The sequence below is a fragment of the Streptomyces sp. NPDC008086 genome (genome assembly GCF_042957325.1).
Lineage (GTDB): Bacteria > Actinomycetota > Actinomycetes > Streptomycetales > Streptomycetaceae > Streptomyces.
Genome location: NZ_JBIBIA010000008.1, coordinates 213147 through 233128, shown reverse-complemented (window position 1 = coordinate 233128; position 19982 = coordinate 213147). Strand labels below are relative to the sequence as shown.

Sequence of the window (19982 nt, the reverse complement as noted above, 5' to 3'; positions counted from 1 at the left end):
CCGACGTCCCTCCCGCGTGGACATCCGAAGTATGTCCGGGGGCGCTGACGGGGAGTGCGTGTCAGCTGGCATGCGGTGCACAGCGCAGCATGCCCCGCCCGGGCCGCCGTGTCACTCCCTCGGGAGGGTCAGTTCACGTCCTGTCGTCACATTTGCGTCGGCCGCGCGGCGAACCATGCCATGGCCGGGAATGCGGCGAGATGTCCCGGGCGGGCGTCTCCTAGGAGCGAGGTGCCGTGGGCTCGGCGCCGTTGAGGGTGTCCTCGGCGATGCTCTCGTGGTGCCTGATCACCTCGGCGATGATGAAGTTCAGGAACTTCTCCGCGAACGCCGGGTCGAGCTTGGCGTTCTCGGCGAGGGTGCGCAGCCGGGCGATCTGGCGGGACTCGCGGGCCGGGTCGGCGGGCGGGAGCTGGTGCTTGGCCTTGAGATGGCCGACCTGCTGGGTGGCTTTGAAGCGTTCGGCGAGCATGTGGACGACGGCCGCGTCGATGTTGTCGATGCTGTCGCGCAGCCGGGCGAGCTCCTCGCGCACGGCGGGGTCGACGTCGCCGGCGGAGGTGCTGGAGGACGTGTTGCTGGTCATGGGCGCCCAGCCTACGGGGCGGGTCAGGTGGTCGTTCGTTCGATCACGGGTGGATCGTCGGGGTCGGGGACCTGGTTGCTCCAGCCGCCGGGGACGACGCGGCTCTGCTGGGCGCGGAAGCGGACCGGGGCCATGCCGACGCGGCGGGTGAACAGCCGGGAGAAGTAGGCGGGGTCGTCGTAGCCGACGCGGCGGGCGACGGCCGCGACGGGGAGCTCGGTGGCGGCGAGGAGTTCCTTGGCGCGGCCCAGGCGGATGCCGAGCAGATAGTCCTTGGGGCTGCAGCCGGCGCCGCGCCGTACGGCGGTGCGCAGTTCGGCGGGGGTCATGCCGTGCCGGGCGGCGTGGTCGGCGACGGTCAGCGGCAGACAGGCGTCGCGGGCGAGGGCCTTGAGCACGAGGTCGCCGTCCGGGGCGAGGTCGGCACGCGCGCGACGCAGGGCGACGAGGAGCTCGTGGACGGCGGCGCCGGTCTCGACCTCCAGGAGCGGGTTGTCACGGCGGGCGGCGCGCGCCATGCGTCCGATGACGGCACGCGGGCCTGAGGCGTCGGAGAGGGGCACCACGGGGCGGTCGGGTTCGATGTAGCCGAGTTCGGTGTACGAGGCGGTGGCGGGTCCGGCGAAGTCGACGAAGCCCTCGTCCCAGCCGGTGCCCGCGTCGGGCGCGTAGTGGTGCGGGGCCCCGGGGGTCAGCCACAGCAGCGCGGGTGCGGTGACGGGCGTACGGCGGCCGTCGGGGTGGGCGTACCAGCCGCCGCCGGTGCTGATGACGACGGCGACGTGGTGGTCCAGGACGCGCGGTCCGACGGTCGGCAGGGCGCCGTACTGGAGGCCGACGCCGAGGCAGACCAGGCCCAGGCGGTGGTGGGCGGGGCCGGGCGTGAAGAAGCGCATCCAGGTGTGGTACATGCCCGTCACCTCCCGTTCGGCGCTTCGGTCCAAGCAGCGCCGATCTTTGTCCATGGACCCTGACCTGCGCCAGGGGCGAGGGTGGGGCGTATGAGCGAGTTCACGGTGGGGGACGAAGACTTCCTGCTGGACGGGCGGCCGGTGCGGCTGCTGTCCGGCGCGCTGCACTACTTCCGGGTGCACGAGGCGCGGTGGGGGCACCGGCTGGCCATGTTGCGGGCGATGGGCCTGAACTGCGTGGAGACGTATGTGCCGTGGAACCTGCACGAGCCGGTGCCGGGGCACAGCCGGGACGTGCAGGCGCTCGGCCGGTTCCTGGACGCGGCCCGGGAGGCGGGGCTGTGGGCGATCGTGCGGCCGGGGCCGTACATCTGCGCCGAGTGGGAGAACGGGGGGCTGCCGTCCTGGCTGACGGCCGAGGTGGGGGCACGCGCGCGTACGCGTGACGAGCGCTACCTGGGGTATGTGGCGAGCTGGTTCCGGCGGCTGCGGCACGAGATCGTGCCCCGGCAGATCGACCGGGGCGGCCCGGTGATCATGGTGCAGGTCGAGAACGAGTACGGCAGCTACGGATCCGACGCGGTGTATCTGCGCCGGCTGGCGGATCTGCTGCGCGAGCACGGCGTCACGGTCCCGCTGTTCACCTCGGACGGCCCCGAGGAGCACATGCTTTCCGGCGGCTCGGTCCCGGGGATCCTCGCGACGGTGAACTTCGGCTCCGACGCGCGCGCGGCCTTCGAGACGCTGCGCCGGCACCGCCCCGACGGTCCGCTGATGTGCATGGAGTTCTGGTGCGGCTGGTTCGACCACTGGGGCGGCGAGCATGTCGTACGGGACCCGGCGGACGCGGCGGCGGCGCTGCGGGAGATCCTGGAGTGCGGGGCCTCGGTGAACCTGTACATGGCGCACGGCGGTACGAACTTCGCCGGTTGGGCGGGCGCCAACCGGGGCGGTGGCGCGCTGCACGACGGGCCGCTGGAGCCCGATGTGACGTCGTACGACTACGACGCCCCGATCGACGAGTACGGGCGCCCCACGGAGAAGTTCTGGGCCTTCCGGGAGGTCCTCGCCGAGTACGCCGACGGTCCCCTGCCCGAAGTGCCGCCCGCCCCCGCCCCGTTGGGCGCCCCGGCCGAGGCGGACCTGACCGACTGGGCACCCCTGACCGCCGTACTGGAGACCCTGGGCGGCGCGGAGAGCGCCGGCCCCGTGCCGCCCACGTTCGAGGAACTGGGCGTCGAGCGGGGCCTGGTGCGGTACGAGGTGACGGTGCCGGGGCCGCGGCAGCCGTATCCGCTGACGGTGCGCGGGCTGCGGGACCTCGCCGTGGTGTACGTCGACGGGGAGCGGGCCGGGGTGTTGACCGAGGACGAGGCGTGCCTCAAGGAGCCGGTCGCCGGGTACGCGCGCGTGGAGCTGTGGGTGGAGTCCCTGGGGCGGGTCAACTACGGGCCGCGGCTGGGCGAGCCCAAGGGGATCACCGGGGGTGTGCTGCACGAGCGGCAGTACCTGCACGACGTACGCGCGCGTGGGCTGCGGCTGGAGGCGCTGGACGACTTCGGGAAGGTGCGGGCGGTGCCCTCACGGGAGCTGCCGGAGGACGGTGCCCCGGGGCTGTACCGGGGCACCGTCACCGTGCGCGGCGCCGGTGACTCCTGTCTGGAGCTGCCTGGCTGGACCCGCGGCTTCGCGTGGATCAACGGATTCGGCCTCGGCCGCTACTGGTCCGCCGGCCCCCAGCGCTCGCTCCACGTCCCCGGTCCCGTCCTGCGGGAGGGCGGCAACGAGGTGTGGGTGCTGGAGCTGGAGGGGACGGCCCGGTCGGGGTCCGGCGAGGCGGGTGCCCCGGTGCTCCGGGCCGTCTGACGCGCTGCTGGTGCGGCGGCCGCCTAGAGGGCGCTGGCCGCGCGGGCTATGTCCTTGGCGAAGGTGCTGACCTCGGTGTAGACACCGGGCACACCCGTGCGGGCGCAGCCGTCGCCCCAGCTGACTATGCCGACCTGGAGCCACTTGCCGGCGTCGTCCTTGCGGAACATGGGGCCACCGGAGTCGCCCTGGCAGGTGTCGATGCCGCCGCTCTGCCAGCCGGCGCACAGTTCCTCCTTCGACACCAGCCGGTTCCCGTAGTGACGCTTGCAGATGCGGTCGGCGACGAAGGGAACGGTGGCCTTGCGGAGCTTGGTCGTGCCCGTGCCGGCTCCCTCCTCGGTGTCGCCCCATCCGGCGATCGTGAACATGCCGCGGTTGTAGCGGTCCGTGGTGGCGATCTTCAGCGTGGGCTTGTCGATGGGCCGGGCGAGCTTGATCAGCGCCCAGTCCTTGCCGGTGCCGTCGTAGCCCGGGGCGACCTTGACCTTCTTCGACTTGACCTTGATCGCGGCGGAGGAGTCGAGGTCGTTGACACCAGCGGTGACGGTGATGCTGGTGTTGTTGCCGGAGCCGTCCACGCAGTGGGCGGCGGTCAGGACGACGTCCTTCTTGTAGAGCGCTCCGCCGCAGCCCATGGAGAGATGGACCATGAACGGGAACTCGTTCTGCGCGGCGGGCGTTCCACCGACGATGCGGGTGGACGCGGCGTTCGCGCTGAGGGGCTGGAGGGAGGCGACCGCGAGGGCGACGGCACCCACCGCCGCCGCTCTCCTGGCCAGTGTCATGCCGCTTCTCTTCGGCGAGCTGTGGGTCAACATACGTCCTCTCATGGCGTGTTGAGCGGCCCGCAGTATGAAGATCGGGTGGCATGCCTGACAAGGACGGATCTCACGCCCCGGGCGTGGAACCTCGCCGGGGAAAAACCCCTCACCTCCCCGTAGAGTGGAATCGTGTTCCAGGCGTCTCGGGGGTGAGGGCGTGGCGAACGGCGGACCGGTCCAGCACGGCTTCCCGCATCTGGAGACGGTGCGGGCGTCGATCACCGCGCTCTACAAGCGGTTGTCGTACGACACCGTCCAGACGTTCGCGACGAGTGTGGCGCCGGCCGACGTGGCGTTCTGCGACACGGACGACCTGTATCTGGGGGCTCAGCGCGTGGCCCGCGAGCTCGTCCGGCACTACCGGCTCCCGGACGCCCGGCTGATCGTCGGCTTCCGCGAGATGACCCATGCGGCGAACGTCGAACTCGCCGCCGGGCCGGAGTACTTCGTGGAGCTGAACGACCGTTTCCGCACGCATCGGCGGGACATCGGGGCGGCCCTCGCCCACGAGGTGATGCACGTGTACCTGCACCGCCTGGGCCTGTCCTTCCCCGGCACCCGCGACAACGAGATCCTGACGGACACGGCGACGACGTATCTGGGCGCCGGCTGGCTGCTTCTCGACGCGTACCGGGAGGATTCGGCGTCCTCGCAGAAGCTGGGGTATCTGACGCCGGAGGAGTTCGGGTACGTCCTCGCCAAGCGGGCGCTGGTCTTCGCCGAGGATCCGTCGGTGTGGTTCACCAGTCCGCAGGCGTACACGGCTTACGGGAAGGGGCTTGCGGAGGCTCGGCGGGACGCGCAGCAGCCGCCCCTGACGGCGGCGGGGTGGGCGGGGCGGCGGCGGTACGCCCACGATCGGCGGCATGCCCAGGGGGATCATGGCGCCGGTACCAGTGCCGGTGCCCGGCCGGGGGTGCCGTACTCGTTCACGCCGGACGGGCGGGGGCCGTTGCGGGTGTCGTTCCCGTGTCCTACGTGTCAGCAGTGGATCCGGGTGCCGGTGCGGGGGCGGGTTCGGGCGCGGTGCGGGTTGTGCCGGACGGTCCTGGAGTGCGACACGTAGGCTTCCTCGCCCCCGCCGCCCCTACCCGTCCCATCCCAGGGGCTCCGCCCCTTCGACCCCGGCCGGTCGTCCTTCGGGTGCGGGCCGGTGGGGGCTGGTCGCGCCCACGCGGCGGAGCCGCATATCGACACAGCCCCGCGCCCCTTTCTGGGGCTCCGCCCCAGACCCCGCTCCTCAAACGCCGGAGGGGCTGGATCTTCCTGGGATGGGACGGGTAGGGGCGGCGGGGGCGAGGAACCTCCTACGTGCCGTACACCGCTCCGGGCACCCCCGCCTCCCCCAAGAGCTTCCGCACCGCCTCCCCCACCTCCTCCGGCATCCACCGCGCCCCTTTCTCCACCGTGGGCCCCTCCCGCCAGCCCTCCATCACGGTGATCCGACCCCCCTCCGCCTCGAAGACCCGCCCCGTCACACCCTCGCTCCCCGCGGAACCGAGCCAGACGACCAGCGGGGACACGTTCTCCGGGGCCATGGCGTCGAAACCCGCGTCGGGCGCCGTCATCGTCTCGGCGAAGGTGCGTTCCGTCATCCGGGTCCGCGCGGCGGGCGCGATCGCGTTGACCTGGACGCCGTAGCGCCCGAGCTCGGCGGCGGCGACCAGGGTCAGCCCGAGGACGCCGGCCTTGGCGGCGCTGTAGTTGCCCTGCCCGAGCGACCCCAACAGCCCGGCACCGCTACTCGTGTTGACGACCCGGGCCACCGGCGTACGCCCGGCCTTCGCCTCCGCCCGCCAGTGGGCGGAGGCGTGCTTCAGGGGAAGGAAGTGGCCTTTGAGATGGACGCGTACGACAGCGTCCCAGTCGTCCTCGTCGAGGTTGACCAGCATCCGGTCACGCAGGAAGCCGGCGTTGTTGACGAGGGTGTCGAGCCGCCCGTACGTCTCCAACGCGGCCGTCACGAGGGAGGCGGCCCCGGCACTCGTGGCGACGTCCCCGCCGTGCGCGACCGCCTCGCCCCCCGCGGCACGGATCTCGTCGACGACCTGCCGGGCGGGGCTGTCGGCGGCGCCCACCGTGCCGTCGAGCCCCACGCCGAGGTCGTTCACGACGACCTTCGCCCCGGCGGCGGCGAACGCGAGGGCGTGCGCGCGCCCGAGCCCGCGCCCCGCCCCGGTGACGGCCACGACCCGCCCCTCACACATCCGGCTCATGTCATGCCTCCTTGTTGACCGTTGCGGCGTCCAGGAACACGGGCCGCTCACCCCCGCCGTGCATGAGCAGGCTCGCCCCGCTGATGTAGGCGGCGGCGTCGGAGGCGAGGAACACGGCGGCCGCCCCGACGTCGGCGGGCTCGGCGAGACGCCCCAGCGGGACCGTGCGGGAGACGCTCGCGATGCCGTCCTCGCCCCCGTAGTGGAGGTGGGCCAGCTCGGTGCGGACCATGCCGACGACCAGCGTGTTGACCCGGACCTCCGGCGCCCACTCCACGGCCATCGAGCGGGCCAGGCTCTCCAGCCCGGCCTTGGCCGCCCCGTACGCCGCGGACCCGGGCGAGGGCCGGCCACCGCTGACGCTGCCGATCATCACCACCGACCCCCGCGCCCGCTTCAGCTGCTCGTACGCGGCCAGGGACGCCGTCAGCGGCGCCACCAGGTTCAGCTCGATCACGCGCGCGTGCCGCCCGGCATCCGCTTCCGTCAACCTCCGGTACGGCGTACCACCCGCGTTGTTGACGAGGACGTCCACGCGGGGCAGGGCGGTGAAGAAGGCCCGTACGGCTTCCGGATCGCGGAGGTCGAGTGCTCTGAACTCGGCGCCGGGCAGCGGGACTTCAGGCGATCTGCGCGCGCAGGTCACGACGTGCGCACCGGCCTCGGCGAAGGCCTTCGCGATGCCTGCGCCGACCCCGCGTGTGCCGCCCGTGACGACCACGACCTTCCCGTCCAGCCCCATCCCCGGCTACCCTTCATCACCTAACAAACGTTTGGTGGAAAGGTAGCTGATGCGGCCATGGGTGTCTCCACCTCGTCCCCGGAAAAGGGGACCGGACCGAGTGGGATCGCCGTCGTCACGGTCGACTTCCCGCCGGTCAACGCGCTGCCGGTGGACGGCTGGTTCGCCCTGGCCGACGCCGTGCGGGCGGCCGGCCGCGATCCCGGGATCCGGTGTGTGGTGCTGGCGGCGGAGGGGCGCGGGTTCAACGCGGGCGTGGACATCAAGGAGTTGCAGCGGGACGGGGCCGGCGCGCTGATCGGCGTGAACCACGGCTGCGCGGACGCCTTCGCCGCCGTGTACGACTGCGAAGTGCCCGTCGTGGCGGCCGTGCAGGGGTTCTGCCTGGGCGGCGGCATCGGTCTGGTGGGCAACGCCGACGCGATCGTGGCGAGCGAGGACGCCTCCTTCGGGCTGCCCGAGCTGGACCGGGGCGCGCTGGGCGCGGCCACGCATCTGGCCCGGCTGGTCCCCCAGCATCTGATGCGCGCCCTGTACTACACCTCGCGCACGGCGACCGCGGCCGAGCTGCACGCGCACGGTTCGGTGTGGCGGGTCGTGCCGCGCCGGGACCTGCGCGCCGCCGCCCTGGAGCTGGCCGGCGAGATCGCCGCGAAGGACGGGCAGCTGCTGCGGCTGGCGAAGGCCGCCATCAACGGCATCGACCCCGTCGACGTACGCCACAGCTACCGCTTCGAGCAGGGCTTCACCTTCGAGGCCAACCTGAGCGGGGTGGCCGACCGGGTCCGCGACACCTTCGGCAGGGGAGAAGAGGGGGCGCAGTGAGCGACAAGACGATGACCGCCGACGAGGCCGTCGCGCGGCTGCACAGCGGGATGACGCTCGGCATCGGCGGCTGGGGCTCGCGCCGCAAACCGATGGCGCTGGTCAGGGCCCTGCTCCGGTCCGGCATCACCGACCTCACGGTCGTCTCGTACGGGGGCCCGGACGTCGGCATGCTGGCCGCGGCCGGAAGGATCCGCAGGCTCGTCGCCCCCTTCGCCACCCTCGACTCCATCCCCCTCGAACCGCACTTCCGCGCGGCCCGCGAGCGGGGCGCCTTCGAGCTGACGGAGGTCGACGAGGCGATGTTCATGTGGGGGCTGCACGCCGCCGCGAACCGGCTGCCGTTCCTGCCCGTGCGGGCCGGGATCGGTTCGGACGTGATGCGGGTCAACCCCGGCCTGCGGACGGTGACTTCGCCGTACGACGACGGCGAGACGTTCGTGGCCATGCCCGCCCTGCGGCTCGACGCGGCCCTGGTCCACGTCAACCGCGCCGACCGGCTGGGCAACGGGCGGTATCTGGGCCCCGACCCCTACTTCGACGACCTGTTCTGCGAGGCGGCGGACGCGGCGTACGTCTCGTGCGAACGGGTCGTCGACACGGCCGAGCTGACCAAGGACGCGGCGCCGCAGTCGCTGCTGATCAAGCGGCATACGGTGACGGGGGTCGTCGAGGCCCCGAACGGCGCGCACTTCACGTCCTGCGCCCCCGACTACGGCCGGGACGAGGCATTCCAGAAGACGTACGCCACCACGCCCTGGCCGGAGTTCGCGGCCCGGTTCCTCGGCGGTGACGAGCAGGCGTACCAGTCGGCGGTCGGGGAGGGGTCATGACGCAGGCCGACCGTACGCCCGCGCTCCCGCCCACCCGCGCCGAGTACTGCGTGATCGCCTGCGCCGAGGCCTGGCGGGGCGCCGGTGAGATCCTGGCGAGCCCGATGGGCCTGATCCCGTCCGTGGGAGCCCGGCTGGCGCGGCTCACCTTCGCGCCGGACCTGCTGCTGACCGACGGTGAGGCGATGGTCGTCCGCCCGGACGGCACGACCGAGGGCTGGCTGCCGTACCGGCAGCATCTGGCCCTGGTCACCGGCGGGCGACGGCACGTGATGATGGGCGCGAGCCAGATCGACCGGTACGGCAACCAGAACATCTCGTGCGTCGGCGACTGGGCGAAGCCCCGGCGGCAGCTGCTCGGGGTGCGCGGCGCGCCGGTCAACACCCTCAACAACCCGACCAGTTACTGGGTCCCGCGGCATTCACGCCGGGTGTTCGTGGAGAAGGTCGACATGGTGTGCGGGGTGGGGTACGACCATGCGGCGGGCGCGCGCTTCCACCGCATCCCGCGTGTCGTCTCCGACCTCGGCGTCTTCGACTTCGCCACACCCGACCGCGCGATGCGGCTGGCCTCGCTCCACCCGGGCGTCACGTTGGACCAGGTCAGGGAGGCGACCGCGTTCGACCTGGCCGTCCCGGACGACGTGCCGCCGACCCGTGAACCCACCGCCGCCGAACTGCGGCTCATCCGCGAGGTCATCGACCCGGCGAACACCCGTGCCCGGGAGGTCGGTGCCTGATGGAGACACCGCTGACCCGGCTGGTCGGGGTGCGCCGTCCGATCGTGCAGACGGGGATGGGCTGGGTGGCCGGTCCCCGGCTGGTCTCGGCGACGGCGAACGCGGGGGCCCTGGGCGTCCTCGCCTCCGCGACGATGACCGTCGACCGGCTGCGCGAGGCGATACGCGAGGTCAGGTCCCGTACGGACGCACCGTTCGGCGTGAATCTGCGCGCGGATGCCTCGGACGCCGGGGACCGGGTCCGCGTGATGATCGACGAGGGGGTGCGGGTCGCGTCGTTCGCCCTCGCGCCCTCGCCCGAGCTGATCACCGAGCTCAAGGACGCGGGCGTGATCGTGATCCCCTCGGTCGGCGCCCGGCGGCATGCCGAGAAGGTCGCGGCCTGGGGCGCGGACGCGGTGATCGTGCAGGGCGGGGAGGGCGGCGGTCACACCGGGGAGGTGGCGACGACGGTGCTGTTGCCGCAGGTGGTCGACGCCGTGGACATACCGGTCGTCGCGGCGGGCGGCTTCTTCGACGGCCGGGGTCTGGTGGCGGCGCTGGCCTACGGGGCGTCGGGCATCGCCCTCGGCACGAGGTTCCTGCTCACCTCGGACTCGACGGTGCCGGACGCGGTGAAGGCGCGGTATCTGGCGGCGACGGTCGGGGACGTGACGGTGACGCGGGCGGTCGACGGCCTGCCGCACCGGATGCTGCGCACGGAGCTGGTCGACGCCCTGGAGCACTCGGGCCGGGCACGGGCCCTGCTCCAGGCGGTCCGCAGGGCGGCGGGCTACCGGAAGCTGTCCGGCACGAGTTGGCTCCGCATGGTCCAGGACGGTCGCGCGCTCAGGCACGGCAAGGACCTGACGTGGAGCCAGGTCCTGCTCGCCGCGAACACGCCGATGCTGCTGAGGGCGTCGATGGTCGACGGCCGTACGGATCTGGGAGTGATGGCGTCCGGGCAGGTCGCCGGGGTGATCGACGACCTGCCGTCGTGCGGGGAGCTGGTGGAGCGGATCATGAAGGAGGCGGAGGAGGTGCGGGAGGGACTCACGGGTTCATAGGATCCGGCCTCCGGGTCCATCGCGGCCGTCATCACAACCGTTCGATGATCGTCACGTTCGCCTGTCCCCCGCCCTCGCACATCGTCTGCAGCCCGAACCGGCCGCCCGAGCGCTCCAGTTCGTGCAGCAGGGTCGTCATCAGCTTGACCCCGGTCGCGCCCAGCGGATGCCCGAGGGCGATCGCCCCGCCGTTGACGTTGACCTTGTCCGGGTCCGCGCCGGTCTCCTTCAGCCAGGCCAGGACGACCGGCGCGAAGGCCTCGTTGATCTCGACGAGGTCGATGTCGTCGATGGACAGGCCGGTCTTCTTCAGGGCGTGGGCGGTGGCGGGTATGGGCGCGGTGAGCATTCGGATGGGGTCCTCGCCGCGCACCGAGAGGTGGTGCACCCGGGCCCGGGGCGTGAGCCCGTGTTCGCGCACCGCCCGCTCGGAGGCCAGCAGCATCGCCGCCGCGCCGTCGGAGACCTGCGAGGAACAGGCGGCGGTGATCGTGCCGCCGTCGACGACCGGCTTCAGCCGGGCCATCTTCTCCAGCGAGGTGTCCCGGCGGGGCCCCTCGTCCACGGCGACCTGCCCGTACGGCACGACCTCCCGCTCGAAGCGGCCTTCGTCGATCGCCCGCAGGGCCCGCCGGTGCGAGCGCAGCGCGAACTCCTCCTGGTCCTGCCGGCTGATCCCCCACTTCGCGGCGATCATCTCGGCGCCGACGAACTGGTTGACCGGCTTCTCCCCGTACCTCGCCCGCCAGCCCTCGCTGCCCGCGAAGGGCCCCGCGGTGAGGCCGAGCGGTTCGGCGGCCTGCCGGGTGGCGAAGGCGATGGGGATCATCGACATGTTCTGCACGCCACCGGCGACCACGAGGTCCTGGGTGCCGGACAGCACTCCCTGCGCGGCGAAGTGCACGGCCTGCTGGGAGGACCCGCACTGCCGGTCCACGGTCACGCCCGGCACCTCCTCGGGCAGACCGGCCGCCAGCCAGCAGGTCCGCGCGATGTCCCCGGCCTGCGGGCCCACGGCGTCCAGGCACCCGAAGACGACGTCCTCGACGGCGACCGGATCCATCCCGGCCCGCCCGACCAGCTCCTTCAGCACATGCGCGCCCAGGTCGGCCGGGTGGACCGCGCTCAGTCCTCCCCCGCGCCGCCCCACCGGCGTACGGACCGCTTCGACGATGTAGGCCTCGGCCATGGCAACTCCCTCACGGTTAAGGGCACTTCGACAGCTTTCGACGGCTATGCACGTACGGCGATCCCGTCCAGCACCATCGACAGGTACTGCCGGGCGATCTCCTCGGGGCTGTGCTGTCCGCCGGGCCGGTACCAGGACGCGGCGACCCACACCGTGTCCCGCACGAACCGGTAGGTGAGCCGGACGTCGAGGTCGGACCGGAAGACCCCGGCCGCGACCCCTCGCTCCAGCGTGGACAGCCACGCCTTCTCGAACCGGCGCTGCGACTCTGCGAGGAACGCGAACCGCTCCTGCGCCACCAGCTGACGGTTCTCCTTCTGGTAGATCGCGACGGCGGCGCGGTGCCGGTCGATCTCCCGGAACGACTCGGTGACCAGCGCCTCCAGCGTCTCGCGGGGGTCGAGCTCGGCGCCGAGGACGGTGTCGTAGCCGCCCCACAGCTCGTCGAGGAAAGAGCGCAGGATCTCTTCCAGCATCGACTCCTTGGAATCGAAGTGGTAGTAGAGGCTGCCCGCGAGCATGCCCGCGTGGTCGGCGATCTTGCGTACGGTGGTGGCGTTGTAGCCCTGCTCGGCGAAGACCTCGGCGGCGGTGTCGAGGAGTTCACGGCGGCGCGCCTGGGCGGCAGCGGCCGCGGGCTTTCCGGTGGCGGTCACCTGGGGCTTCTTCTTGGTCGGCACGGGTCCATTGTCGTCCTAGGCATGCTGGCTGCTGACCGAGACGATCTCTCCGGTCATGTACGACGAGTAGTCCGAGGCCAGGAAGACGATCACGTTGGCCACCTCCCAGGGCTCGGCGTACCGTCCGAAGGCCTCGCGCGCGGTCAGTTCCTCCAGCAGTTCGGGGGTGGTCACCTTCGCCAGGTGGGGGTGCATGGCGAGGCTCGGGGAGACGGCGTTGACCCGCACCCCGTACTCCGCCGCCTCGATCGCCGCGCAGCGGGTCAGCGCCATCACGCCCGCCTTCGCGGCCGCGTAGTGCGCCTGGCCGGCCTGGGCGCGCCAGCCGACGACGGAGGCGTTGTTGACGATGACGCCGCCGGTGTCCCGCATCCGGCGGAGGGCGGCGCGGGTGCACCGGAAGGTGCCGTTCAGGGTCACGTCGAGGACCTTCGACCACTGCTCGTCGGTCATGTCGACGAGGGGCGAAGTCCCGCCGAGACCGGCGTTGTTGACAACGACGTCCAGCCGTCCGTGCTCGGCCGCGGCCTTCTCGAACAGCGCCGCCACCTGCGACTCGTCGGTCACGTCGCAGGGCAGCGCGGCCACCGACGCGGCGCCGAACTCGCCGGCCAGCTCCGCCTCGTACTCCTTCAGCCGCCGCGCGTGCGCGTCGCTGACCAGCACGCGCGCGCCCTCCTCGAGGAAGCGGCGGGCGGTCGCGCCGCCGATGCCCGCGCCGGCCGCCGCGGTGATGACGGCGGTGCGCCCACGGAGCAGCCCGTGCCCGGGAACGTACGGCGGCGCCTCGACGTTTGTCATAGCAGCACGCTAACCTACCAAACACTTGTTAGGGAAGAAGTCGCTGGGAGCCAGGAGGGAAGGCGACCGTGGATCTCACTCACTCCGCCGCCGACGAGGCGTTCCGCGCCGAGGCCCGCGCCTGGCTGCGCGCGCATGTGCCGGCCGACCCGCTCCCCTCACTGGAGACCGAGGAGGGCTTCGCGGCACACCGAGCGTGGGAGGCCGAACTCGCCGTCGACCGCTGGTCGGTGGTGAACTGGCCGAAGGCGTACGGCGGCCGGGACGCCTCGCTGGTGCGGTGGCTGCTGTTCGAGGAGGAGTACTACGCGGCGGGCGCACCGGGCCGCGTCAATCAGAACGGCATCAGCCTCCTCGCCCCGACCCTCTTCGACCACGGCACCGAAAAGCAGCGTGCGCGGGTGCTGCCGTCCATGGCCACCGGAGAGGTGGTGTGGGCGCAGGCCTGGTCGGAGCCCGAGGCCGGTTCCGACCTGGCCTCGCTGAGGTCCAGGGCCACGCGCGTGGCGGACGGCTGGCTGCTGACCGGCCAGAAGACCTGGTCGTCCCGGGCCGCTTTCGCCGATCGCGCGTTCGGCCTGTTCCGCACCGACCCGGACACCCCGAAGCCCCACCAGGGCCTGACCTACCTGATGTTCGGCCTGCGCGCCCCCGGTGTCACGGTCCGTCCCATCGCCCGCCTCGACGGCAGGCCCGCCTTCGCCGAGCTGTTCCTGGACGAGGTGTTCGTGCCGGACGAGGACGTGATCGGCGAGCCGGGCCAGGGCTGGCGCATCGCGATGTCGACGGCGGGCAACGAACGCGGTCTGATGCTGCGCTCCCCGGGCCGGTTCCTGGCGAGCGCCGACCGGCTCCACCGGCTCTGGCAGGACCAGGGCAGCCCGGCGAGCGCGCGGAACCGCGTGGCCGACGCCCTGATCGGCGCCCGCGCCCACCAGCTCTTCACCTTCGCCGCCGCCTCCCGCTTCCTCGACGGCGAGTCGCTCGGCCCGGAGTCCAGTCTGAACAAGGTCTTCTGGTCGGAGTACGACATCGCGCTGCACGAGACGGCCCTCGATCTGCTGGGCGTCGAGGGCGAGCTGGGCGACACGGAGTGGGCGGAGCGGTACGTCTTCGCCCTCGCCGGCCCGATCTACGCCGGGACGAACGAGATCCAGCGCGACATCATCGCCGAGCGGCTGCTCGGCCTGCCGAAGGGGCGACGGTGACCACGCCGCGTCGACGCCACCGAAAGGACCCCCGCTGATGCGCTTCCTCCTCGACCCCGAGCAGCGCGCCTTCGGTGACTCGCTGAACGCCATGCTGGCTGCCGCCGACACACCCTCGGTCATAAGGGACTGGAGCCGGGGCGAGCATGCGCGGGGCCGCGCGCTGTGGAGCCGTATCGCCGAGGCGGACGTGTTCGGGCTGGCCGTTCCGGAGGCGTACGAGGGGCTGGGCCCCCGGCCCGTCGAACTCGCCGTCGCCTTCGTCGAGTTGGGGCGTCACGCGGTGCCGGGACCACTGGTGGAGACGGTCACGGCGGCGGTCCTGCTCGCCGGTCTGCCTGACCCCGGCCCGGCCAAGCGGCTCCTGCCGGCTCTGGCGTCGGGCGAGGCCATGGCGACGCTGGCGTGGACGGCGCCGTACGCCCTGGACGGCGACGTGGCCACGACCCGCCTCGCCCTCACCGCCCAAGGCCTGCGCCTCTCCCCCGGCCACGGCCCCGTACGCCCCTCCCTGGACCCGGCCCGCCGCCTCACGCCACTCGAACCGGGCGGCGAACTGCTCGGCCCCGCCCCGGCCACCGCCCTCGCCTACGCCCGCCTCACCACCGCCGCCCAGGCCCTCGGCGTCGGTCAGGCCCTGCTCGACAAGACGGTCGCCCACGTCCGGCAGCGCACCCAGTTCGGTGTCTCCATAGGCTCGTTCCAGGCCGTCAAGCACCGTCTGGCCGACGTGCGGATCGGCCTGGAGTTCGCCCGGCCGCTCCTCTTCGGTGCCGCGCTCACCATGGCGCCCGCCGATGTCGCCGCCGCCAAGGTCACCGCCTGCGAGGCCGCGTACGCCGCCGCCCGTACCGCCCTGCAGTCGCACGGCGCGATCGGCTACACGGCGGAGTACGACCTCTCGCTCTGGCTGACCAAGGCCCGCGCGCTGCGCACCGCCTGGGGCGCCCCGGACGCGTGCCGAGCCGACGTGCTGGGTGCCCCCACGCTCAGTGGTGATCGCCGCTGGTGAGCTCGCGGTACTCCTCGACCGTCGGCTTGGTGATCCGCGTCTGCGGCCCGAACATCGCCCGCGCCAGCCTGGCCCGCACTCGCTGTGTCGGGCCGACCCGGCGCCGGACGCCGTTCGCGTCGACGAGTGGACCGATCTCGTAGGGCGGCGGCTGCTCGTGCTGGGTGAGCGTGAACAGCTGCGCCTGCGAGAGGGGCTCGTGGACCTCGACGTACGCACCGTGCGGGAGCCGTTTGATGGTGCCCGTCTCCCTGCCGTGGAGCACCTTGTCCCGGTCCCGACGCTGGAGGCCCAGACAGATGCGTTTGGTGACGTAGTAGGTGAGGACCGGCACGACGAAGACCGAGATCCGGACGAACCAGGTGATCGCGTTGATGGACAGATGCAGATGCGTGGCCACGATGTCGTTGCCGCCACCGATCAGCAGCACCGTGTACAGGCTCAGCCAGGCCGCGCCGAGGGCGGTGCGCACGGGCACGTTGCGCGGCCGGTCGAGGATGTGGTGCTCACGTTTGTCACCGGTGATCCATGCCTCGACGAACGGGTACACGCCGAGCGCGAGCAGGATCAGCGGGAAGAGGGAGAAGGGGATGAAGACACCGGGTTCCAGGGTGTGGCCCCAGAAGTTGATCTCCCATCCCGGCATCACCCGGATCAGTCCCTCGGAGAAGCCGAGGTACCAGTCGGGTTGGGCGCCCGTGGTCACCAGGTCGGGGCGGTAGGGGCCGAAGGCCCAGACGGGGTTGATGCTGGCGATGCCGCCCATGAGCGCCAGCACGCCGAAGACGAGGAAGAAGAAGCCGCCCGCCTTGGCCATGTACACCGGCAGGAAGGGCATGCCGACGACCGTCTTCTGGTCGCGGCCGGGACCCGGGTACTGGGTGTGCTTGTGGTAGAAGACCAGGATCAGATGGGCGACCACCAGGCCGAGCATGATCCCGGGCAGCAGCAGGATGTGGATCGGGTAGAGGCGTGCGATGAAGTCCTCGCCGGGGAACTCCCCGCCGAAGAGGAAGAACGCCACGTAGGTGCCCACGATCGGGATGGACAGGATCGCGCCGTGCGCGAACCGCAGACCGGTGCCGGAGAGCAGGTCGTCGGGGAGGGAGTAGCCGGTCAGGCCGGTGATGATGCCCAGCATCAGCAGGGTCCAGCCGAACACCCAGTTGATCTCGCGGGGCTTGCGGAAGGCACCGGTGAAGAACACCCGCATCATGTGCACGAGCATGCCGGTGACGAAGACCAGCGCCGCCCAGTGGTGGATCTGGCGGATGAGCAGGCCGCCGCGCACCTCGAAGCTGATGTCGAGGGTGGACTCGTACGCCCTGGTCATCAGGACGCCGTTGAGGGGCTCGTAGGTGCCGTTGTAGACGACCTCGTTGGTGCTGGGGTCGAAGAAGAGGGTGAGGTAGACGCCGGTGAGGATCAGGACGAGGAAGCTGTAGAGGCAGACCTCGCCCAGCATGAAGGACCAGTGGTCCGGGAAGACCTTGCGCATGTTGGCCTTGGCCAGCGCGTACAGGCCGAGCCGTCCGTCGGCCCAGTCGGCGACCCTTTCGCCCCTGCCGGGCGGGGCGTCGGCGACCCTCCGGCCCCCGCCGGGCGGGGCGGACCGCCGCGCACCCGTCGTCGTCCCGTCGTTCCCCGATCGTGCGCCGTCCATACGTCGTCGCCTCCCCGTCGGATCACCCACAGGGTGACATGGGCGCCGGGGGCCCGCCAACGGGGCGGACGGCCCCGGCCGCGTCAGGACGGCCGTACGATCCCCTGCGCCCGGGCCGCCACCAGCCACTTCGGGAACTCCCCGACGACACGGTCGTACAACTCGGCGTCGGACACGGTCCGCGGGTCGGAACCCGCGTGGAAGAACCCGGCGTTGTCGACGACCCGCTTGGCGGGGACGGCGAGATCGTCGAGCTTGCGCAGGAAGTCGAACTGCTTGCTGGTCGGGTCCCCGAAGCCGATGAACTGCCAGAACAGCGGGAGCGGGGCCGCCTTGCACAGATACCGTTCCGCGGCGAGCTTGTTGATCGGGCCGCCGTCCGTCTGGAACACCACCAGGGCGGGGGCCCGCGATCCGCTGTCCAGGTAGTGGTCGATGACGGCGTCCATGGCCAGGTGGTAGCTGGTCTTGCCCATGTGTCCGAGCCCGGCCACGATCCGCTCGATCCGCCCCTGGTGGTCGGCGAGCGCGATCTCGGTCTCGGCGTCGACGTCGGTGGAGAAGAAGACGACCGGCACGGTCCCGTCGTCGTCGAAGTGGGCCGCCATGCCGAGCACCCGGTCCGCGAGCGCCTGCACGCTGCCGTCCTTGTAGTAGGGCTTCATCGACCCGGAGTAGTCGACCACCAGGTAGACGGCCGCCCGCACCCCGTCCAGCCCGTGCTTGCGCAGCGACACCCCGGCGCTCTTGTACAGGCTGACCAGCGCGGGCGCGGTCTCCTCGACCTTGCTGAGACTGATCGCGGCCATATGATCTCCCCCTCGTACGCCCGGCTGGTTGCCGAGGTTACGGCACCACCGGCCCCGCCTCTCCCTCCGTCCACAGGTGTTCGCTATTTTGTTCGCCGCCGACCCCACCGGCTCATCGTTCGTCCCGTCCCCTTCGAGGAGCCGGCTGTGGAGCCCGAGTCCACCCCTTCCACCGAGTCCGCCGTCACCACCTGCTATCGCCATCCCAAGGTGGAGTCCCACGTCCGCTGCGTCCGCTGCGACCGGTACATCTGCCCGGACTGCATGCGTGAAGCGTCCGTCGGCCATCAGTGCGTGGAGTGCGTCAAGGAGGGCGCGCGGTCGGTGCGGCAGGCCCGGACAGTCGTCGGCGGCCGGATCGCCGCGACGCCGCTCGTGACCTCGGTGCTCATCGGCCTCAACGTCCTGGCCTATCTGGCGGAGGTGGCGCGCCCGGAGATCGTGGACCGGTTCGCGATGCTCAGCGCCCGGCTGGTCGGCCCGGATGGCCTCTACTACGTCTACGAGCCCGGGCACCCGTCCGGATTCCACGCCGAGGGTCTCGTCGCCGGCCAGTGGGAGCGGCTGCTGACCAGCGGTTTCCTCCACCTGCCGCCGACCGAGGGCACCTTCGGGCTGCTGCACATCGTGATGAACATGCTCGCGCTGTGGCAGCTCGGCCGGATCGTGGAGCCCATGCTGGGCCGGGTCCGCTACCTCGCCCTCTACCTGCTGGCGACGCTGGGCGGTTCGGTGTTCGAGCTGCTGCTGACCGACGTGAACACGGAGTCGGTCGGCGCGTCCGGCGCGATCTTCGGCCTCGGTGCCGCCTACTACGTCCTCGCCCGCCGCGTCGGCGCCGACATGCGCGCCGTCAACCGCTTCATGGCCTTCCTCCTCCTCTGGCTCCTCCTCTCCGCCGGCCTCACCTCCTGGCAGGGCCACCTCGGCGGCCTCCTCACCGGAGCCGCGGTGACCCTCGCCTACGCCTACGCTCCCCGCACCCCACGCCGAGACCTGATCCAGACGGCCGCCTGCGTGAGCGTGCTGGTGCTGCTGGCGGTGGTCGCGGTCGTGAAGGTGTCGGAACTGACGGGTGGGGGGATGCCCCAGTGAGACGTATCGGCGTCGTGCTCTTCGCGGCCGTTCCCGTCGCCGTCGCCTCGGCCGTCTACTTTCTCGTGCCGGCGGAGTCCGACGGCGGCACCGGCGGCGAGACCACGGTCGTCACCGCGCAGGAGGGATCCCGGCAGGAGGCCAAGAGCCGGGCCGAGCAGGAGCGGTCGGCGGACGACGAGCTGATCGCGAGCCTGCCGCCGGGGCTGGCCGCGCCGGCGAAGAAGGAGCTGGCCCAGCAGCTGGTCTCCACCGCCGAGAGCTCGACCCTGGACTGGCGCCGCACCTACGGCGACATCGAGGACCTCGACGACGGCCAGGGCTACACGGCCGGCACGATCGGCTTCTGCACCGGCACCCACGATCTGCTCACCCTGGTCGAGAACTACACCGAGGCCCACCCGGACAACGGGCTCGCCCGCTATCTGCCCGCCCTGCGCGCGGTCGACGGCACCGACTCCCACGAGGGCCTGGACCCCGGTTTCCCGGCCGCCTGGAAGACGGAGGCCGAGACGGAGGCCTTCCGCGCGGCCCAGGACGCCGAGCGCGACCGCGCCTACTTCGACCCGGCGGTCCGCCTCGCCAAGCTCGACGGCCTCGGCACCCTCGGCCAGTTCGTCTACTACGACGCGATGGTCTTCCACGGCCCCGGCATCGACGAGGACGGCTTCTACGTCCTGCGCGAACGCGCCCTGCGCAAAGCCGAGCCCCCCTCCCGGGGCGGCTCCGAGAAGGCCTACCTGGACGCCTTCCTCGACGTCCGCCGGGCTGCCATGCGGGAGCGTCGACCGGGCGCCGACACGAGCCGGGTGGACACGGCTCAGCGGCGGTTCCTGGAGGAGGGGAACCTCAACCTGAGCACGCCCCTGACATGGCAGGTGTACGGGGAGACCTACCGGGTGCCGTAGGCATGGGCGGTGCGCCCAACTCCCTTGC

General features: G+C 71.9%; 20 protein-coding genes. 10 read left to right on the top strand and 10 right to left on the bottom strand.

From position 1 onward, the window contains the following. Positions 1-220 precede the first annotated feature (220 nt). Together ACFZBP_RS28485 and ACFZBP_RS28480 are read right to left on the bottom strand one after the other, a co-directional pair. Entirely contained in the window at positions 221-586 is a 366-nt protein-coding gene (locus ACFZBP_RS28485) for a chorismate mutase (protein ID WP_383444812.1), read from the bottom strand. A gap of 23 nt (positions 587-609) precedes the next feature. Further along, positions 610-1497, bottom strand: a complete 888-nt coding sequence (locus tag ACFZBP_RS28480; protein WP_383444809.1) for a helix-turn-helix domain-containing protein — start codon at positions 1495-1497, stop codon at positions 610-612. A gap of 90 nt (positions 1498-1587) precedes the next feature. Between ACFZBP_RS28480 and ACFZBP_RS28475 the strand changes: the two genes are divergently transcribed. Beyond that, the gene (locus tag ACFZBP_RS28475) at positions 1588-3363 is read left to right on the top strand and encodes a beta-galactosidase (RefSeq protein WP_391417210.1); all 1776 of its coding nucleotides are present in this window, start codon (positions 1588-1590) and stop codon (positions 3361-3363) included. Positions 3364-3386: 23 nt separating this feature from the next. Here ACFZBP_RS28475 and ACFZBP_RS28470 read toward each other — a convergent pair whose 3' ends face one another. After that, a complete protein-coding gene (locus ACFZBP_RS28470) occupies positions 3387-4151 on the bottom strand; it encodes a trypsin-like serine protease (RefSeq protein ID WP_391417208.1) in 765 nt (254 codons plus the stop codon). 193 nt (positions 4152-4344) lie between these two features. Here ACFZBP_RS28470 and ACFZBP_RS28465 point away from each other — a divergent pair, with 193 nt between their 5' ends. Next, positions 4345-5253 (top strand): hypothetical protein, encoded by a 909-nt coding sequence (locus tag ACFZBP_RS28465; protein ID WP_391417206.1) that lies wholly within the window; start codon positions 4345-4347, stop codon positions 5251-5253. Positions 5254-5494: 241 nt separating this feature from the next. Here the strand turns inward: ACFZBP_RS28465 and ACFZBP_RS28460 are convergent, their stop codons facing one another. Further along, the gene (locus ACFZBP_RS28460) at positions 5495-6403 is read right to left on the bottom strand and encodes an SDR family oxidoreductase (RefSeq protein ID WP_391417204.1); all 909 of its coding nucleotides are present in this window, start codon (positions 6401-6403) and stop codon (positions 5495-5497) included. A gap of 1 nt (position 6404) precedes the next feature. After that, positions 6405-7145 carry an SDR family oxidoreductase gene (locus ACFZBP_RS28455; protein ID WP_383444794.1) on the bottom strand — a complete coding sequence of 247 codons (741 nt, stop codon included), beginning with the start codon at positions 7143-7145 and terminating at the stop codon, positions 6405-6407. A 57-nt stretch (positions 7146-7202) separates the two neighbouring features. Between ACFZBP_RS28455 and ACFZBP_RS28450 the strand changes: the two genes are divergently transcribed. The 4 genes from ACFZBP_RS28450 to ACFZBP_RS28435 are packed head-to-tail and all read left to right on the top strand — an operon-like array spanning position 7203 to position 10589. After that, positions 7203-7970: an enoyl-CoA hydratase family protein gene (locus ACFZBP_RS28450; protein WP_383444791.1), complete on the top strand. Its 768-nt coding sequence runs from the start codon at positions 7203-7205 to the stop codon at positions 7968-7970. Continuing rightward, positions 7967-8803: a CoA-transferase gene (locus ACFZBP_RS28445; protein WP_391417201.1), complete on the top strand. Its 837-nt coding sequence runs from the start codon at positions 7967-7969 to the stop codon at positions 8801-8803. The genes ACFZBP_RS28450 and ACFZBP_RS28445 overlap by 4 nt, the downstream gene beginning before the upstream one ends. Beyond that, positions 8800-9543 (top strand): CoA-transferase, encoded by a 744-nt coding sequence (locus tag ACFZBP_RS28440; protein WP_391417199.1) that lies wholly within the window; start codon positions 8800-8802, stop codon positions 9541-9543. The genes ACFZBP_RS28445 and ACFZBP_RS28440 overlap by 4 nt, the downstream gene beginning before the upstream one ends. After that, complete coding sequence (locus ACFZBP_RS28435) at positions 9543-10589, top strand: nitronate monooxygenase (protein WP_391417197.1); 1047 nt, start codon at positions 9543-9545, stop codon at positions 10587-10589. Before ACFZBP_RS28440 ends, ACFZBP_RS28435 begins: the two co-directional genes overlap by 1 nt. Before the next feature lie 31 nt (positions 10590-10620). Here the strand turns inward: ACFZBP_RS28435 and ACFZBP_RS28430 are convergent, their stop codons facing one another. The 3 genes from ACFZBP_RS28430 to ACFZBP_RS28420 are packed head-to-tail and all read right to left on the bottom strand — an operon-like array spanning position 10621 to position 13259. After that, on the bottom strand, positions 10621-11778 hold the full coding sequence (locus tag ACFZBP_RS28430; protein WP_391417195.1) for an acetyl-CoA C-acetyltransferase: 1158 nt from the start codon (positions 11776-11778) through the stop codon (positions 10621-10623). Positions 11779-11822: 44 nt separating this feature from the next. Further along, a complete protein-coding gene (locus ACFZBP_RS28425; protein ID WP_383444777.1) occupies positions 11823-12458 on the bottom strand; it encodes a TetR/AcrR family transcriptional regulator in 636 nt (211 codons plus the stop codon). A gap of 15 nt (positions 12459-12473) precedes the next feature. Then, positions 12474-13259: an SDR family oxidoreductase gene (locus ACFZBP_RS28420; protein WP_383444772.1), complete on the bottom strand. Its 786-nt coding sequence runs from the start codon at positions 13257-13259 to the stop codon at positions 12474-12476. A 68-nt stretch (positions 13260-13327) separates the two neighbouring features. Between ACFZBP_RS28420 and ACFZBP_RS28415 the strand changes: the two genes are divergently transcribed. Together ACFZBP_RS28415 and ACFZBP_RS28410 are read left to right on the top strand one after the other, a co-directional pair. Beyond that, a complete protein-coding gene (locus ACFZBP_RS28415) occupies positions 13328-14467 on the top strand; it encodes an acyl-CoA dehydrogenase family protein (protein WP_391417192.1) in 1140 nt (379 codons plus the stop codon). A gap of 37 nt (positions 14468-14504) precedes the next feature. Further along, positions 14505-15479 carry an acyl-CoA dehydrogenase family protein gene (locus ACFZBP_RS28410; protein ID WP_391417190.1) on the top strand — a complete coding sequence of 325 codons (975 nt, stop codon included), beginning with the start codon at positions 14505-14507 and terminating at the stop codon, positions 15477-15479. Here the strand turns inward: ACFZBP_RS28410 and ACFZBP_RS28405 are convergent. Continuing rightward, the gene (locus tag ACFZBP_RS28405) at positions 15457-17142 is read right to left on the bottom strand and encodes a cytochrome b N-terminal domain-containing protein (RefSeq protein WP_391417188.1); all 1686 of its coding nucleotides are present in this window, start codon (positions 17140-17142) and stop codon (positions 15457-15459) included. The genes ACFZBP_RS28410 and ACFZBP_RS28405 overlap by 23 nt on opposite strands. An 83-nt stretch (positions 17143-17225) precedes the next feature. After that, on the bottom strand, positions 17226-17951 hold the full coding sequence (locus tag ACFZBP_RS28400) for a VWA domain-containing protein (protein WP_391417186.1): 726 nt from the start codon (positions 17949-17951) through the stop codon (positions 17226-17228). A 147-nt stretch (positions 17952-18098) separates the two neighbouring features. On the opposite strand from ACFZBP_RS28400, the gene ACFZBP_RS28395 reads away from it, so the two are divergent. Beyond that, complete coding sequence (locus tag ACFZBP_RS28395) at positions 18099-19046, top strand: rhomboid family intramembrane serine protease (RefSeq protein ID WP_391417184.1); 948 nt, start codon at positions 18099-18101, stop codon at positions 19044-19046. Further along, the gene (locus tag ACFZBP_RS28390) at positions 19043-19954 is read left to right on the top strand and encodes a chitosanase (protein ID WP_391417182.1); all 912 of its coding nucleotides are present in this window, start codon (positions 19043-19045) and stop codon (positions 19952-19954) included. Before ACFZBP_RS28395 ends, ACFZBP_RS28390 begins: the two co-directional genes overlap by 4 nt. The last annotated feature ends 28 nt before the right edge of the window (positions 19955-19982 follow it).